This window comes from Leptospira koniambonensis (genome assembly GCF_004769555.1).
Classification (GTDB): Bacteria; Spirochaetota; Leptospiria; order Leptospirales; family Leptospiraceae; genus Leptospira_B; species Leptospira_B koniambonensis.
The window spans coordinates 1,948,569-1,965,778 of sequence record NZ_RQFY01000004.1; the positions used below are offsets into that span (position 1 = coordinate 1,948,569).

General features: G+C 39.7%; 12 protein-coding genes. 4 read left to right on the plus strand and 8 right to left on the minus strand.

Annotation, left to right across the window (positions count from 1 at the left end):
- Positions 1-531: 531 nt before the first annotated feature.
- A complete protein-coding gene (locus tag EHQ52_RS13120; RefSeq protein ID WP_135615578.1) occupies positions 532-1,653 on the plus strand; it encodes an alkane 1-monooxygenase in 1,122 nt (373 codons plus the stop codon).
- Positions 1,654-1,737: 84 nt separating this feature from the next.
- Here EHQ52_RS13120 and pepN read toward each other — a convergent pair whose 3' ends face one another.
- The 3 genes from pepN to EHQ52_RS13135 are packed head-to-tail and all read right to left on the minus strand — an operon-like array spanning position 1,738 to position 6,115.
- Positions 1,738-4,260 carry an aminopeptidase N gene (gene pepN, locus EHQ52_RS13125; protein ID WP_135615579.1) on the minus strand — a complete coding sequence of 841 codons (2,523 nt, stop codon included), beginning with the start codon at positions 4,258-4,260 and terminating at the stop codon, positions 1,738-1,740.
- A gap of 1 nt (position 4,261) precedes the next feature.
- The gene (locus tag EHQ52_RS13130) at positions 4,262-5,521 is read right to left on the minus strand and encodes an MFS transporter (RefSeq protein WP_135615580.1); all 1,260 of its coding nucleotides are present in this window, start codon (positions 5,519-5,521) and stop codon (positions 4,262-4,264) included.
- A gap of 9 nt (positions 5,522-5,530) precedes the next feature.
- Positions 5,531-6,115 (minus strand): NUDIX hydrolase, encoded by a 585-nt coding sequence (locus EHQ52_RS13135; protein ID WP_135615581.1) that lies wholly within the window; start codon positions 6,113-6,115, stop codon positions 5,531-5,533.
- A 678-nt stretch (positions 6,116-6,793) separates the two neighbouring features.
- Between EHQ52_RS13135 and EHQ52_RS13140 the strand changes: the two genes are divergently transcribed.
- Genes EHQ52_RS13140 through EHQ52_RS13150 form a run of 3 tightly spaced genes read left to right on the plus strand, consistent with a single transcriptional unit; the run spans position 6,794 to position 11,683 of the window.
- Entirely contained in the window at positions 6,794-8,770 is a 1,977-nt protein-coding gene (locus EHQ52_RS13140; RefSeq protein ID WP_425269396.1) for an ATP-dependent helicase, read from the plus strand.
- A gap of 4 nt (positions 8,771-8,774) precedes the next feature.
- Positions 8,775-9,419, plus strand: a complete 645-nt coding sequence (locus EHQ52_RS13145) for a tetratricopeptide repeat protein (RefSeq protein ID WP_135615583.1) — start codon at positions 8,775-8,777, stop codon at positions 9,417-9,419.
- Complete coding sequence (locus EHQ52_RS13150; protein WP_244244866.1) at positions 9,323-11,683, plus strand: LIC_12586 family protein; 2,361 nt, start codon at positions 9,323-9,325, stop codon at positions 11,681-11,683. Before EHQ52_RS13145 ends, EHQ52_RS13150 begins: the two co-directional genes overlap by 97 nt.
- A gap of 112 nt (positions 11,684-11,795) precedes the next feature.
- Here EHQ52_RS13150 and lpxB read toward each other — a convergent pair whose 3' ends face one another.
- From lpxB to EHQ52_RS13175, 5 genes are read right to left on the minus strand one after another with little or no spacing between them, the layout of a single operon-like run.
- Positions 11,796-12,962 (minus strand): lipid-A-disaccharide synthase, encoded by a 1,167-nt coding sequence (lpxB, locus tag EHQ52_RS13155; protein WP_425269389.1) that lies wholly within the window; start codon positions 12,960-12,962, stop codon positions 11,796-11,798.
- Positions 12,963-13,020: 58 nt separating this feature from the next.
- A complete protein-coding gene (locus tag EHQ52_RS13160; RefSeq protein WP_135615585.1) occupies positions 13,021-13,875 on the minus strand; it encodes an LpxI family protein in 855 nt (284 codons plus the stop codon).
- Positions 13,876-13,877: 2 nt separating this feature from the next.
- Entirely contained in the window at positions 13,878-14,117 is a 240-nt protein-coding gene (locus tag EHQ52_RS13165; RefSeq protein ID WP_100707925.1) for an FmdB family zinc ribbon protein, read from the minus strand.
- A gap of 25 nt (positions 14,118-14,142) precedes the next feature.
- On the minus strand, positions 14,143-15,573 hold the full coding sequence (locus tag EHQ52_RS13170) for an SH3 domain-containing protein (protein WP_135615586.1): 1,431 nt from the start codon (positions 15,571-15,573) through the stop codon (positions 14,143-14,145).
- 18 nt (positions 15,574-15,591) lie between these two features.
- The gene (locus tag EHQ52_RS13175; protein WP_135615587.1) at positions 15,592-17,193 is read right to left on the minus strand and encodes a TolC family protein; all 1,602 of its coding nucleotides are present in this window, start codon (positions 17,191-17,193) and stop codon (positions 15,592-15,594) included.
- Positions 17,194-17,210: the final 17 nt, after the last annotated feature.

Consider the following 17,210-nt stretch of genomic DNA (forward strand, 5'->3'; position numbering starts at 1 on the left):
TCTGATTGTAACGTTATACGTTTTCGCGTGGATGTTGTGCTTTTCGTCTTGTGAGGGAATGTTTTCTACTTATAAACCATGCTTTTGAAGAGACCTCCCTAAACAAGGACAAAAAATCAAAGGCCTAGATCGAAGTATTTAGTCGATAATTTATTTTCATATATAGAAACTCCTACATCGGCTACTTAAAGAAGTTCTCACGCGAAGCTGCTAAGTAGAAAAGATTCACCCGTTGGATTTCCAATATCTTCTTATCTTTGCGACTTTGCGTGATTCCCCCGCGGAAGGGATACGAAGGGGAAGTCCGAAGGACCGAAGCCCGTAGTAGCCCGGTCCGAGCAAAGCGAGGAGCCGCCCGATCCTTTTCTTTGGCTAAATTGCCGATTCTATTCATTTTAAAACAATTGTTAGAAAAAATATAGTTACGAAGATTTTTTTCTTGCCCCAGATTGGGTTTATGTTATAATACCAAACGTTCGAAATAAATTAAATAACTTGATTTTCCCGAGAAATGCGGGATAGGAGAGAGAGATGAGTGTAGGGAAAAGATTATCCTTCTTGATCGCATACCTGATCCCGGGCCTGGCTGTGGTAGGTTACTATTTGGGCGGCGGTTTTAATTTTTTAACTTTGGCGGTGGTGTTCGGAATTCTTCCAATCATGGATCTTTGGATTGGGCCGGACGCAAGCAATCCACGGGAAGAAGATGTACCGGAGCTTCAAAAGGAATTTTATTTTAGATTTCTGACCTATGGTTGGGCGTGGATCCAATTTGTTTTGGTGATTTGGGCCCTGTGGGAGGTCCAAACTCAAACTCTTTCCACATTGGAGTGGGGAGCTTTTGTTATAGCGATTGGTGTGAACACTGGCGGGATCGGGATCACTGTCGCTCACGAACTTGGGCACAAGAATACTAAGATTGAACAATGGTATTCAAAGTTCATTCTTATGACTGTATGTTATATGCATTTCTTTATCGAGCATAACCGAGGTCATCATGTGAATGTTTCTACTCATGAAGACCCAGCTTCCAGTAGAAAGGGTGAATCATTCTTTGCATTTTATCCAAGAACTGTTGTAGGAAGTTTAACGAGCGCTTGGAGCTTAGAGAAAAAAAGATTGGGCAAACTTGGTAAGTCAGCTTGGACTTTAGACAATGAGATGATCACATCTATGATCATTCCTGTTTTATTTATTTCTGCTGTGACTGGGATTTTTTATACGATCACTGGAAATTTGAACTGGCAGGTGCCTGCATTTTTCTTTATTCAAAGTTGGATTGCATTCTCTTTATTGGAACTTGTGAATTATATTGAACATTATGGCTTAGCCCGTAAGGAATTATCTCCTGGAAAATTCGAGAAGGTTCTTCCTATACATTCATGGAACCAAAATTTCAGCCTGTCTAACGCGTTTTTGTTCCAACTACAAAGACATTCTGATCATCATGCGAACGCTGGAAGAAGATACCAATCTTTGAGACATTTTGAAGAAAGCCCTCAGCTTCCTTATGGATATGAATTGATGATACTTCTGGCTTTATTTCCTCCACTTTGGTTCAAGGTGATGGATAAAAAATTGGAAGAATGGAAAAGACTGCATGGAGAATCTTCTGCAAGTCCTTCCGGAAAAAGGGAACCTGCTACTGCATAATCCTGTCTAAAAAATAGATCTTTTTGGTAAAGAGTTAGAGGCTGCCCTCTAACTCTTATTTTTTCTCAGAGAACTAAGATGGTCTTAGTTTTTGTATTTTTCTAAAACCTTAAGAGTTCTCTGCATATCGTCTCTTTGTTGTTGGAGATCCTTCTTTAGTAGTTCTGGAAGTTTTTTATTTTGATCCAGAAATCTTTCAGTCCTTTTTAACAAATTCGGATCCGGTTCGAAAGAAGGGAACATCATATGACCGAATGCAGAAGCAAAATGAGGATCTCTTGTTTCATACACTGAGATCACTGACTCAAAATAAGAATCAGTATAAGAGACCAATAGTTGCTTTTGGTGATTCCACTGGAATCCTCTCATTCCGTATCTTAAGAAGTCAGTAGAATCTCCTTCTTTAGGTTTCAAAAATCTTTCCCAGGATTCTTTTTTGGTTTTAGGATCAGGGAAGGAAATTTTAGCTAAGAATGCTTTTTTGGCTCCAAGATCAGTATTATCTTTGGAGGTTTCTTCTTCGATCCTTTTCGCAGATTCAGGATCTCCATACGCGCTTAGCCGGGATAGAATGACCCAACGTCTTTCTTGGTCCATTGCAATGCCTGGAATACTTTTTTTCTGATCCAATAATTCTTTCAGATAAGAAAGTTGTTCAGTGGATTTAGAAGTATTTTCTAATATTCTAAACCATAAGATTTGTTCTTGTTCCGGGTTTTGTGCTAAGAGAGATTTTTCTTTGGCAATTTTGTTCAGTTTGTCTGACCAGTTTCTCTTTTCCGCTTCGGGAATATAATTATCGATTACTGTCAGGGCTTTTGTGAGTATATGGCTGTTTCGAACTGAAAGATCCGGTTCCTTTAAGCCTTGGTCCAAAGCTAACTCCAAAAATTCTTTGGGAGCAAGTTCTGCATCTCTTACCATCTGCCATAAACTTCCCCATACAACTCTTCTGGAAAAACGATCCTTTAAAGTATGTAGGCTTCTTTTTAAGATAGGAAGTGATTCCTTACTCAGATAAGTTTTAGCATAAGCAAAATCTTCTGTGTTTAAAAGTAGAAGGTCCGCTTCTCCCGAATAATTTTCTTCGAGTAGGGTTTCTTTTCCTTTTACGAGTACTCTTTTTTTCCAGACTTCTTCAAGACTTCCGTTCTTTTCTCTGAATAGGGATGCTTGTAAAGCGTGTGTGCGTAAAAGTCCGTTGGTCGCAGAAGGTCCTTGGTGTAAAAATAATCTACCGTCTTGTCGGACTGGACTGAGAGTATTGACTCCCGTTGTCTCTAACCATTCTTTACTCCAACCTCTGATATCGATCCCGCTTGTTTCTGACATACAGGAAAGAAAATCGTTTAGAACTGTATTCTTCTCTGCATGTCTTTTGAAATAAAGTCTCATCGCATCTCTGAATTTTTCCTCACCCACGTAATACATCAATTGGCGAAGAACGGATGCACCTTTGGAATAAGAGATCCCGTCGAAATTGCTGATTGCTTCTAATGTGTTCTCTGCTTTTCCTGCAATTGGATGAGTTGTGGAAAGTTGGTCTTCTCTATAAGCCCATTCTTCTCTTACATAAAAATGTTCTAATGCATCTGGAAAAATTTTCCCGTTAGACATTGAATAATAAGAAAGATAATCCGCGAAACTTTCATTCAGCCAAAGATCATTCCACCATTTCATTGTGACCAGGTTTCCAAACCACATATGCACCATTTCATGATACACTGTGTTTGCTCTGTTTAAATATTCAGAATAGATCCGTGGTCCGCGGAAAATATAACTTTCGGAGAATGTGACTGCTCCCACATTTTCCATGGCGCCCATATTGAATTCTGGAACGAAAATCTGGTCGTATTTTCCATAAGGGTATGGAACTCCAAAATATCCTTGGAGGAATCCGAAGGCTTCTTTTGTGATCGCAAATAAATTCTCTGCATCCATATATTTGGAGAGAGATTTTCTGCAGAATATCCTAAGAGGAATTTCTCCTGCTTTATCTTCCCAAACTGCGTAAGGTCCAACGATCAAAGAGAATAGATATGTAGAGAATTTTTTAGTCTTATTGAACTTTATGTTTTTATAATTCCCTTGGGTCTCTTCCGATTTCGGGACTGTATTATGGATATAAGTCCATTCAGAAGGGCCCGTAATCTCGAGCTCATACGTTGCTTTTAGATCTGGTTGGTCAAAAGAAGGAAATAGTCTATGAGCTTCGAATGGTTCGAAGTCTGTATGCATATATTCTGCTTTGTCAGAAGGATCTGTAAATTTATGAAAACCGGAACCACTATGATCAAATGCGTTTTTGTATTTGATCTTAAGTTCGTTTTTACCTTCTGCTAATGACTCTCCGGATAGAAACAAAGCAGATTCTTTCTTTTCGTAATTTGTTTCTTCTTTTCCGTTCAGCCAAAGGATCTCGATCTTCTTAGATACGAAGTCTACTTTGAGCTTTCCTTTTTTGCCGCCGCTGTAAACGAATCTAACTGTAGTTTCTCCCTCGTATTCTTGGGATCCTTTTTCCAGTTTTAATTTTAAGGTATAGTCCACTTCCGAGATCTGCCCGGAGCGGAGCATTGCTTCTTGTTGGGTAAGAATATTGTCCATATTAAACCGTTATATCCTTTAGATCCATTTTTCGAAGACGAGGTGAGATTGCGGTAATGATCCCTACAGTTAAGAGAGTGAGAGTTCCTCCTATAACCACAGAAGGAACGAGGCCGAATGCTTTTGCGGTAGCTCCTGACTCGAATGCTCCTAGTTCGTTAGAAGAACCAATGAATATATTATTCACAGCGGAAACTCTTCCCCTCATATGTTCTGGAGTATACATCTGAACAATTGTATGACGGATTACAACACTTACCATATCAAAGGAACCGCTTACGATCAGAGCTGCGCAAGATAAGTAGAAGTTTCTGGAAAGTGCAAATACGATCATACAAAGTCCAAAACCGAATACACTACTGAGTAATATTACTCCTGAATTTGTTTTAGGAGGTTTTACTGCGATAAACAATGCGCACAGTACTGCGCCGATCGCAGGAGCGGATCTTAAAATTCCGTAATATTCAGGACCCATTCCTAAAACTTCTCTGGAGAATGTAGGAATAAGTGCCACAGCTCCACCGAATAATACTGCAAATAGATCTAAGCTGATCGCGCCCAAGATCAACTGGTGACCGAACACAAACTTCCAGCCGGTTCCTAAACTTTTCCAAATGGATTCCTTCTCTCCTTGTTTTTCAGGAACAGGTTTAGAAGGAACAAGTAGTAGAATAAATAAAGAGAATAACATGATGCAGAAGTCTGCAAGAAAAGCAGTTTGAACTCCGTTAAATCCAGTTAGAAGTCCACCAAGCATTGGACCTAAAACTGCGGAACCCTGCCAAGCAACACCACTCCAAGTAGCAGCATTCGGAAAAATTTCCTTAGAGACTAACTGAGTTTGGAAGGCGGCAATACTTGGAGATAAAAATCCTCTACAAATTCCGGAGAAGAATATCACAGAATAGATTGGATAAACCCAATATTTTTCGATCACCCACTCAAAACCTGGAAGAGTGAATAATAAAAGTAAGAAGGAACTAAAAGTCAGACCAGTTAAGGAAAGGAAGATGATCTTCTTCCTTGGAAAACTATCCACAACCAATCCAGAAAAAAGAGAAACTGCTACGTTAGGCACAAGCTCTGCAAATCCTATCAAACCCACGAAGAATGCATCGTGAGTGATATGGTCTATCTGCCAGAAGACCACTGTGGATTGCATAACGAATGAAAGTGTGACCAAAAATTTTCCGGCCAAGAAGTTCCTGAACTCAGGGACTTGTAAAGAAACGAATGGGCTCGAGTTTGCGGATTTTGTCATGAGATAGTTCTACTTCTTCTTTTCTCCGTATTTTAAAAAGAATAATCCAAATGCTGCCACGACCATTGCGTGGTGAAGGATATTTTTCTCTAAAATTTCGGGGATTTTGTTTAATGGATATTGATACACTTCTATTTGTTCGCTTTCATCCAGTTCCTGCCCACCCGGATGAGGATAAACATTTCTGGCGATATAAGTATGACACCAATTGTTCATGAAGGCAGGATTTGCGGAAACCTTTCCTAAATATTCCCAATCGTCTGAGATAAAACCAGTCTCTTCTCTTAGCTCTGCCTGCGCAGATTCTAAGATAGAATTTTTTTCTGCGATCCCGCCTGGGATTTCCAAACAATAAGAATGTAATCCGTGTCTGTATTGATCGATCAGGATTACATTTTCGTCTGCGGTGAGTGCGATTACATTCACCCAATCCTTAGATTCTACTTTGAAAAAATTGCCCGAGATTGTTTTGTCTGGAGAAACTTTCGGAACGGAGATTAACTCAAAAATTGGGGTTTTGAAGAGGTGAGTTTTTTTTCCTTCTTCCCAAAGATTGGAATCGGGGAGGTAATTTTCTGGGCGGAATTCTTGCATATCTGCCGTTTCTTCCAGTTTTTTGAAATCCTTTCAGATTCGCAAACCTTTGCCTGTACGCGGTTGACAAGAAGAGAAAAATCAGGATTATGTCGCTTATACTAGGGGTTCGAAAAACCAGGTTTTTCGGATCCTGAAATTATTTTGCCCTCATAAAATCTGATGAAAGAAGATACAAATCAAAGTCTGGATCTATTTTCCCATTTGGAAATTCCGGAACAAAAACCGGAGGAGCCTGCGCCTCAGGATTTACCATTACTTAGCTTTGCAGAAGGTCCGCTGGTGCTAGGAACTACTGCTTCTTCTCCTCAAGAAGAAGTACTAGAGGAATCCTACGGTTCTTCTTTTTACGAAGAAGACGATTTTTCGGAAAATCAGACTCCTGAGTTTGTTTCCAGTCCGGTAGAAGCATCAACCGAAATCGACGAATCCACCGACCAAGAGTCAATGGTAGGAACTCCAGATCTGGAAGAAGTCACGGTTTCCACCGCGGTTCAATCTGAGAATTCTGTTTCAACCCAGGTCCAGTCTGATATTCAAATTCCAACTGAGATCACTGAATTATTAGAAAAACCTTCTGCTCCCAAAAGAAAAAGAGAAGAAAGGCCAAAGGAACCTAGGGATTCCGCTGCCATTTTTCTAAGTTTGTCTCCGGAACAGGCTCGTGCTGTCCAAACAATCCAAGGCCCTCTTTTGATTTTTGCAGGTGCAGGTTCTGGAAAAACAAGGGTGATCTCGAACCGGATCGCGCATATGATCCAGGACCATCATATTCCTGCTGGAAAGATCGTTGCATTGTCCTTCACAAATAAAAGTGCAAAGGAAATGGGAGAAAGGGTTCGCAAACTTATTCCTAGAAATTTATTAAAAGGGATTACTCTTTCTACATTCCACTCTCTTGGACTCGGAATATTAAAAAAACATATTGAGAAGTTGGAATATAAACAACCTTTCCTTCTTCTGAACCAAGCAGACCAAGAAGGTCTTGTGACAGGAATGCTTGTGGCCCAAAAGTTAGAGCCAAAACGTCCTCAGATCATGGAAGTTCTTTCTAAAATTTCCAGGATCAAAAACTCAGGAGAAGATTATTTAGCGGATATGAGGACCTCTATGAATGAAGGGGATCTTCTGGCTGCTTCTCTTTTCCAACAATACCAAGACACTTTAAAAGAACAGAACTCCATTGACTTCGATGATCTTATCCTTCTGCCTTCTAAACTTTTAAGACAGTTTGAAGAAGTTAGGGATGAATATCATAAAAAGTTCCAATACTTTATGGTGGATGAGTTCCAGGATACGAACCCGATCCAATATGAATTTTTAAGAGCTCTTATGGGAGAATCAGACAATCTATGTGTGGTAGGCGATGATGACCAATCCATCTATGCATTTAGAGGTTCTGATGTAAGTTTGATCCTCGGATTCGAAAACGATTTTAAAGGTGCGAACGTTATCCGTCTCTTAGAGAATTATAGATCTACTGATATCATTGTATCCGCAGCAAACTCTCTGATTCGTCATAATCTTTCCAGAAGATCCAAAGAACTTTTCTCCAAGGTGCCTGGTGCTCTCAAAGTGAAGTATGTGGAAAGAAGTGACGAGAAGGACGAAGCAGAATGGGTTGCAGATAGTATTCGAGAAGAGATCATCAAACAAGCTAGAAAAGGAAGTCAGATCGCGATCTTATTCCGTACGAACTTCCAATCCAGACCTTTTGAAGAAGCATTCAGAGCCAGGGAAATGCCTTATAAAGTAGTGGGTGGTTATAATTTCTTCGATCGTAAAGAAGTCCGAGATTTGATCTCTTATATCCGTCTCATCGCAAACCAAAAGGATGATGCGTCTTTATTAAGAATTATTAATTATCCGAAACGTGGGATCGGTGCTGGTTCCATCTCTCTTGTGCATGCAAAAGCCGCTCAGAACAAGGAATCTCTTTATGAGACATTATTCAGGGTCTGCGAATCTCCAGATTTTATCCCAGATTTGAACCGCAAAATTTCTTCTGAGATCTATAATTTCGTAAATTTGATCGAAAAGGCTAAGAAAAAGTTCTCTTCTTCTCCAAGGTTATTCTTCGCATTACGAGAGTTAATCGCGGATCTGGGCCTTGAAAAAGAGATCGCGCTCGAAGAGAAAGAAGAGAAGGTCGCAAAGGCTCGTATCTATAATATGTCCGAGCTTGTGAACATGCTCGCATTCTTCGAAGAGAATAATGACTCGGGTGAAAAGCCTACATTATTCGACTTTATCAACCGTTTGGCGATGCTTATGGAAGATGAGCCTAATGATGAGAAGGAAGATAATCGAGTACAGTTACTCACCATTCACCAATCCAAAGGGTTGGAATTCGAGTCTGTTTATGTCGTAGGATTAGAAGAGGGGATCTTACCTTCCGGAAGAGCCACCGTAGAAGACCAATCTGTGGATGAAGAGCGCCGTTTGATGTATGTAGCGATGACTCGGGCGAAGAGGCATTTATGCTTGACAGGTGCCGCTAATCGCCGCAAATTTGGGGAGCAATTGGCCTCCGAACCTTCTCGCTTCCTTAAGGAGATAGATCCGGAGACTTTGGACTGGCTTTCTAACGAGGAAACCAGACAACAGGAGACTAGTGATTTCCTGCAAGAACTCGAAAAATTGAAAATCGGATGAGAAAATGAGTAAATATCTGACAATATTGTTTATCGGAGCTCAATTCCTCCTCTACTGTGCAAGTACACAAAAAGAAGGGGCGGTTTCCGCCAATTTAGAGACCCAGGTCCGAGCGGAAATCAAGGGAATAGACCAGCAATTGACTGATCTGCACCCTGAAGACAAAAGACGTTCCGAACTACTTCTCCAAAAATCCAAACTTTTACTAAAAATCGAATCTTTCAAAGAAGCTTCCCTCGTATTGAGAGAAGTTCAAAATTCTAAAGATGGTCGTAATCTTCAACATTTGGACCATTATTTAGGTTCTGCTTATCTCGGGATCAATGACTATGATAATGCTATCGTTCATTTCCGTAAGTCGGACAATGTAGATCGCGATTTTGAGTCTGTTACCCGCAAAAAGATGTGGGCAAAAGCGTATTTCGAAGATGAGAAATACGGCCAGGCTTTGGGAATTTTAGGCAGAGCTTCCAGAGAGAAAAACTTCGAAAAAGATCTATTCTACTATGAAACCGTAGTAGTCAGCTTCTACAGAATTAAGGAATACAAAAGATGTCAGTTGGTTCTGGAAGAGGGATTACAGAAGTTTCCGGAAAGCCCAGTACTGAAGGAAACCTCGGAGAAAATCAGCCAGGTTCTCCAACGGTAATTCACCTCAGAATTCCCCTCCTTAAAAATCCATTATTTAAGAAAGACAGCGTTTCGTTTCAGATCGCTGTCCCAGCTAAACTGTATCGATTTGTATCTTCTTCTTTTCATAAGATACAGACAATCACTGAAAAACCTTCCTTTAGAAAGATCTCAATTGCACTGATAGTAATCTTCCTTCTTCTTGCAGCGGCAAAAGAAACTGCAGAATGGTACTTCGTAAGAAGAGTGCTGGATTTACGCGGGGTGAAGGAACTCGCACGCGGATTTATCAACGAAGAATTGGACAGGGCAGTCACACTGGGAGTTGTAGAATACGAATTCCCAAATCATGTATTTATAGAAGATCTTAAAATTTCCAGCGATGAGGACTTTGCCTCTCAGAGAATGATCTTTAAAGCAAATAAAATAGAATTATTATTAAGAGGTCTTTGGAAAGGACAACCTTCTGTAAAAGCGATCCGAGTGCGTAATGCACAATTGAGTTTCGATCTGGAAGACAAGATCTCAGGAGAAATTTTATCCTATATCCATAAGATCAATATTCCTGAGATCAGATTAGAAGATACAACAATCACCGTTTATAAGGGCGGCAAGGTCCTTTTGGAGAATGTAAAAGGAATCGATTTTAATATTCGGAAAGAGGATACTAAGATCAATGTTCAAATTTCTGATTCTCTATTTCCTATTCCTGGATTTAGATATGTGAACGGAAAGTTCAGCACAGATATCGGAAGTAAAAATATGAATCTGGAAATTCTGTTTAAGAATGCAAAGGCAGAATCTTCCGGAGGTTTGTATTCTGAGTTTTCCCAATTCTATCCCAAAAAAGGAAAAATTTCGGGCCGTGCTGTTTTAGAATCTGATGGAACTAGTCTGAAGGTCCAAGGTAAAACAGAATTTTCTAATGTAAAAGGGATCGTTTTACAAGAGCTTCCTTTGCAGAGCGAAGTTTGGGAATGGAAAGACATAGATCTGGAACATGAATGGACTCGCGATCAAAAAGGTGATGTTTTTACGGAAGAACATAAAGTATTTTCTGGAGAAGATAAACTTACTCTTCTAAAATCTAAAAATGAGAAGGGACTGAAGTCCTGGGATTTAAGCCTGACTGTTCAGGATTTAGATGATATTCGTAATTTTCTGCCTGTTTCTTCTGATCTAAAAACTCTGGGTGGAAGTCTAGATCTACATTGGAAAGGGACTGAGACTGGATCTTATGGCGACTGGTTGAAGTCAGAGGCAAAATTTTCTCTCCAAGATTTTGTGTGGAAGGATACTTATTTGGATCTGGAAATCAAAGATGGGGAACTTGCTTGGAACCTTGCTGGAATTTTAGAAGCTAAGTTAAAAGGAAAACAATTTGGTCTTCCTTGGTCTGCAAATCTAAAAGGTAAAACTGGATATAGGAAAGGTGTAAAGGGAGATGGGACCGCTTACTTTCCTTTGCAGGGAGAATATAATCTTGAGTTAGAGACTGACTCGATTGTTCTTTCTAACTTTTTTCCTTTGTATAGTTCCGTTCGTCAATGGGTGAGAGAAGATATCCATACCAGAATGGAGAAGTTGATCCCTGAAATTAATTTTACTAGAACTCCAATCTATAAATACTTTTTAGAAAATCCTACAGGTAATCTTAAACTTACAGCCAAGGAAGTGAAATGGGATCTTGGGCTTCCAAGCATGGGTAAGTTAGATCTCGGGTTAAAATTTGCACCTTCTCAATCTAGATTGGATGCAAGTATTGCCGGTTCTGGAACTGCTAAATTAAATTCGTATTTTACATATGGTACTGATAATCCTTATTTCGGAATAGATTTCGAAACGATCAATTTGGCCTGGGGAGTTCCAAGCTTTTCTTTTTGTGGTGGAGATTTGATCCCAGAAAGTTTAGATGCAGACGGAAATATACGATTTAATGGAAATAATTTCCTAGACATTCACGATAGAATGTACATCACCATTGATAAGGTGAAACTTTCGAATACGATCTGGAAAGGAAAGGGAGAATTTCCTGTTCCAGTTCCTCCTAAATTCGAGATGGGATTCGATTATTGGAATCCTGGTAGCCCGCCTAAAAGGAACGTTTATTGGAAGGGCGGAAACGTTAGTGCTACTGCAAACTCTTATGTAGATTCGGATTCGGTTAAATATTTTGTAACTGGAAACACTTATTCATTTTCTAGCGAATCCAATTCTGCAGTGCCAATTTCAGCATTTGCATTTAAGATAAAAGAGAATAGCGCTGGTTGTGTGAAAGAGTAGTGCGGGCCCCGCCCTCTTTGGGTGGGGGCCGGTGCGGTGGTACAGCGAGTCTCATATCACAAAACTCGGATCCTTACAAACAATTTTTGTATCAGAAAACGTGTTGGAGTTCCTACACTCCGACTGGCTTTTCTTTCAAAAATTGTAGAATTGCTCTACTCGCATTCTTAGAACTATGCTCTTCGCCTAATGATTCTTTTACAGATTTGATCTCTTCTATCATCTGGTTCCTGTACTTTTTGTTTTTCAGGATGGCCATTGTTTCTCTCACGGTTTCTTCCGGAGTACATTCTGCTTGGATGAGTTCCTTCACCGTTTCTCTACCACTTAGGATATTGACGAGTCCTATAAAAGGTGTGCGGATCAGAAGTGCAGAGATAAAATAACTAAGTAAGCTGACCTTATACAAGATCACCATTGGTTTTTCAAAATATACAACTTCTAAAGTAGCAGTTCCGGAAGTTACTAAAACGATATCTGCGGCTTCAATACATCTCAAAGAACGGTCGAATAAATACTCGATCTTGATTCCAGGATGAGATTCTTCTGTTTCTTTAATTTTAGTTTGGATGTACTCTTCTTCTTTTAAGTTGATGTTCGGAATTAGAAAACGTACATGTTTTCTTTCTGTTTCCGCTTCCCTGTGAATAAGTGCTGCAGATTGGAGTAAAGTATCCAACATTCTATGGATCTCTCCGGAGCGAGATCCTGGCATTAGAGTAATTGTTTGTAAATGAGCTAGTTGCTTTTCATCCACAGGAATAGGAGCTTCTTTTCGGATCTTCTCTTTAATCCTTTGAGCGATTGGATGTCCTACAAATACGGATCGAACTCCGTAATCGTCATAGATTTTTTTCTCGAATGGAAATAATACCAACATTAGATCTATAGTTTCTTTGATCTTATAGATCCTGCCGAAATTCCATGCCCAAAGTTGTGGAGAAACATAAAAGATTACTTTGATCCCTAATTCTTTGAGTCTGGCTGCGAGCCTAAGATTAAAACCGGGATAATCGACTAGGATAGCATGTGTGCAAGAACGCGCCACGGCTTCTTCTACCAATCGATCCATGAGAGCTTTTAGGAATTTGTATTTGAATAGGACTGCAGTGAAACCGATTACAGAAAGTTCTTCCATGTCTTCGATGGAATCAAAACCTTCTTCCAACATTCTGGGACCGCCAATCCCGAAAAATGTAAGATCCGGATCATGTTTTTTAAGTTCTTTTAATACTTCTGCGCCTAGTAGATCGCCGGAATGTTCTCCGGCTAATATCATAAATACGGGAGAAGAAGGTACGGAAACATTTTCCGTCCTAATTTTGTCCCCTGCCTTCTTAGGCTTTAGGGAGCTTTTTTTGGGTAGAGTTAATTTTCGAGACGTTGCCACGGCCGATGCTCAAGATATGGATTTTCAATTTTTCTGCAAGGTTAATAAATTCGGAAGGATTTACAATTATGGTCTCTCCTTCTCGAAAGGCGAGTGTGTCGCAGTTATTCTCGCTCATTACTTTTAAGGTTTCTATTCCGACTGTAGGTAGATCGAATCTTGGGTCTTGGCTTGGTTTGGAACTTTTACAAACGACTGCCTTTCTTTTTTTAGCAAAACCTCCGCCTCTTCGAATGGCTTGATCCGTTCCCTCTACTGCTTCTACCGCTAATACTGATTTATCTACGACTACTACTGCTTGGCCTATATCTAGATGAGCGATCTTTTCCGCATATTCCATTCCGAAGATCACGTCCTCTATCTGTTTTTTGTCCAAGGATCTTTTAGTATAACGTCCTTCTGGAAGTAACAAAGATTTCAGATAGGTTTTTTGGGAGATGATATGAATTCCTTGTTTTTCGAAATCTTCTGCTACTGTTTTGAAGATAGAATAGTCATGACGATTCACCATTCTTGCGAGTAATGCGAGAGCTTTTAAGTCAAAGTTCAGGCTTTTAAAGATAATCTCTTTTTTAACTTTTCCTAATAGAAGAAGCCTATCTATCTGATTTGTTTTACAGGCTTTTAATAATCCGCCGATCTTTACGATCCGAATTGGGATCACTCTGTCTGGATAATTTCCCGGAGTAAAATCAGACTCGGCTATGGAGAGAAAGAATGGATCTTCCCCAGCAGCAAGAGCTTCTTTCATTCCTATTTGAGGAAGATTTCCTCCTCCCGCTAATATTCCTAAACGTCCCAAACTTAGTTGGAAGAGGAACCGGAAGAACCGGTGGAAGATTCAGAACTTTTGGAAGAGGATTTATTGTCTGTTACATAGAATCCGGATCCTTTGAAAATGATCCCTCCTACGTTGGAGATCAATCTATCTACTTCTCCAGTTTTACCACAAAGAAGACAAGTTGTGATAGGATCGTCCTTCATGGATTGAAAATGTTCAAAAGTCTGCCCGCAGGCCTTGCATCTATAATCGTAAGTAGGCACTGATTTTCCTCGCTCGATCGTATGATCAAAATAAAAACTTAAATTGGAACGCTGCCGCATTCGAATCGGACTTTTTATCCGCTTGTTGCAGGCAGAGTTTGAATAGAGCTCCCTCTATTGAGGTTAGTTCTTCTTCAGGAGAGATACCTTGTAATACGGTTTTTTCTCCTACTAATAGAGACGCTGAGATCGCTCCGTTTGCAGAAAAAATTCCAAGTTGGAATCGTTTCTTTCCGCCTGATCCAAGTATATACTTGTTCCTATTGATAGAAATACTCTCTCTGTCAAGGTCGATTTGGTAAGCAGACTTCCACTCACCAGGTCTTCCTGAGTATAGTTTAAAAATCGGAACTGCTTCTTCTCCGCTTAAACTTGCTGTTAAAAATTCTAAGGATCTAAATGGTTCTTCTACTATCCTACAAATCTCTTTGTATTTTCCAGTTTTAGATCTATGTAATACGATCCCGTAATCTCCATCCAAGGCTAACTTATCTGTTGGAATATATTCGCCGTGAAAACCAGGAGGGATCTTATCCTCTGTCCAAAATGCAAAGTCCCAGGCCTGGCTTTTTTCGGATTGGGAAAATTCTGCAAAAATTTCTTCGGCTTTTGCAGAAGGATACGGATCTTCTTCTAAGAAGTGAGAGAAGATCCAACCTGAGATCTGTAATTCAGGAATATATACTTGGATCCAATTTCCTTTTCTTCCTTGGACTGTTTCGGAACGAGGATCTTTATCTAATGCGTAAAGTAGGAGTCCTTTTTTTAAACGAGCCTTTCCTGGGTTTTCAGTTCCAGGACCAGTTCTGAGGTTCGTATTTTCACCTGTGTTCTTAAATCTGGAGCCGAGTAATGTAGAATCTTCTCTTACTGAAAGAAAACCTAATAGTTCGGAAAGTTTATTCTGATCTCCATCTGAAAGTTTTGTCTCTCTTCTTAAAACTTTTTTAAGCACGGAAGAATAAGAAGAAATTCCTAATGTGACAGGGTTACTTTTGATGAGTTCTTTTAGATCTCGTAAGAATAGAATATCATCTTCCCATTCTCCTGCGATCTCTGCTCTGGAAAGAATTGCTTTTTGTCTCCAGTATCCACCTGGCCGGAGTTGTAGGATAAAAGGATCTTCGAATACTGGAAATTCACCTTGGGATTCTAAAGATTTTCCTGAACCGATCCCGTTTTCTTTTTGGAGTCTTGCGGAAATTTTAGCTCTATCTTCTGCATCCTTAGTGATCAGTTCCGCATTCAATTTAAGAAGAGATTGGGAACCATAAAAAAGATCTTCGGGTGTAGGGGAGTTGGACTTTTTTACGAGAGAAATTACCTTCTCCCATTTTTCCTTTTTATAATATTCGTAAATAGTGTCAGATGGTTTGGGCCAAAAGCGAATGGTAAGCCAAACGATCAGCCCTAATAATACGATCCCGATTATAGAAAGAAAAAATCCGCGTTTCAATGAGAACTACGAAACCTATTAATCCAAATGCGGAATAAGTTTTTCAGCATCCAGGTCGAATCTTTCTAAAAGCATGTTCTTCGCGATATAGTATCTCATTAGATCTATATTGAAATTTACTTTTGCTTGAGTAAGGCTGAGCTGGTCTCTCACCAAAGTATCCAAAGCATTTTTAACTGCGACTGCATCCGCTCGTCCTTGTTGGAAGCTTCGGACAACACCGTTATAATAGTTTTGTGTTTCTTTTTCGGTGACTATTGAATTCTTATAAATCTTATAACTAGCTTCTAAAGAATCGATCCTTCCTCTTAGATCGTCTCTTACTTCATTCTTAACTTCGGTTTCTTTTAGAGTAGCTTGGCGGACTCCGATCTCGGAATCTCTTCTTCCCGCAGCAACTCCTTTATCAAATAATGGATAAGAGAAACTTACTTTTCCGTTGAAGTCTTTGTAACGCGCAGATTGGACACCATCTGTTGCATCTGTAAAATTTTTATCAGGGCTTGTGATTGTCTGAGCCTGAGAAGAAGCAGAACCAGAAAGTGTAAGAGCAGGTAACTGATCACTTTTTGCATTTTTAAGCATAAGTTCAGCGATCTCTTTTTCTCTGACTGCATTTAGATAATCTGCTCTCTTTTTGTAAGCGATATCCAAATCTTTTGTGTAATCAGGTTTCTCAGGAATTTCTTCCATAAGATCTGTTTCTTCTGAAAGGTCTGAGTCATTATCTAATTTTAAAGTACGAGATAGTTTTCTTTTTGCTTCGTCTTTTTGAACAACTGCAGTTTCTAACTGGCTATCAGCTTGCGCGAGTAATGCGTTCCATTGGTTGACTTCGAATCCTTCTGAAAGTCCTAAACCTTGTTTGCGAACTGTAAGATTTCTAATATTGCTTACGTTCTCTTTTAATCTGCGGAAAGTTTTTAAGGACTGTAGTTTAACGGAATAGTCCCAGAAATCCACAAGTGATCCTACAATCGCTTCCGAGATCTGAAGGGAAACTTGGCTTTTCGCCATTTCTTTTTGGTTGTCCAGGATCTTTTCCTGGTTTCTTCCCTTATAACCGAATGAGTTTTTCAATAAGTCTTGGGAAACTGTAGCAGTGATAAATCCAGTATAAAGAGGAGGAAGTGCGAGTCCTGAGAAACTGGAAGTAAGAGGGTTACTCTTATCTTCGAAAGCGTTCGAGTCGAATCTTCTATTTCCTGCTTCTAACTTGAAGTAGGTCCCAGTAGCACGGATTGTTTTTTCAATCCCCCCTTTGATCGTATCATCGGAAGTTTTTGTTCCGGTGAAGACGTTGTTCTGGTTCAAAGGAAGAACTGTTTGTCTGAAACTTCCGTCAGCTACTAATCTCCAAGAATATTGGGACTCTGCTTTCAAGTAACTCGAATCAGTTTTTGCTAATTCGTATCTTAAGTTTTGTAGTTTGAAGTTACTATCTAGAGCTCTTTTAACTGTCTCCTCAGTAGTTAACTTCAGGATTTTTCCGGATGATTTATTCTCTTGGGAGAATACTCCGGAAAATCCCGAAAGGAGGATGAGGCTCGAAACCAAAAAGACAGAGATTGTCTTCCCGCTTATTGTTTTGGTCCAAAAATTCCCATTTTCTAATTTCATAACCTTTCCTCCGATCT

Bases quoted from the DNA above. Each gene is read 5' to 3' on its own strand.
- EHQ52_RS13120 (WP_135615578.1), top strand. From the start codon at position 532: ATGAGTGTAGGGAAAAGATTATCCTTCTTGATCGCATACCTGATCCCG.
- lpxB (WP_425269389.1), bottom strand. From the start codon at position 12,962: ATGATATTAGCCGGAGAACATTCCGGCGATCTACTAGGCGCAGAAGTA.
- EHQ52_RS13135 (WP_135615581.1), bottom strand. From the start codon at position 6,115: ATGCAAGAATTCCGCCCAGAAAATTACCTCCCCGATTCCAATCTTTGG.
- EHQ52_RS13130 (WP_135615580.1), bottom strand. From the start codon at position 5,521: ATGACAAAATCCGCAAACTCGAGCCCATTCGTTTCTTTACAAGTCCCT.
- EHQ52_RS13150 (WP_244244866.1), top strand. From the start codon at position 9,323: ATGTCAGTTGGTTCTGGAAGAGGGATTACAGAAGTTTCCGGAAAGCCC.
- EHQ52_RS13145 (WP_135615583.1), top strand. From the start codon at position 8,775: ATGAGTAAATATCTGACAATATTGTTTATCGGAGCTCAATTCCTCCTC.
- pepN (WP_135615579.1), bottom strand. From the start codon at position 4,260: ATGGACAATATTCTTACCCAACAAGAAGCAATGCTCCGCTCCGGGCAG.
- EHQ52_RS13175 (WP_135615587.1), bottom strand. From the start codon at position 17,193: ATGAAATTAGAAAATGGGAATTTTTGGACCAAAACAATAAGCGGGAAG.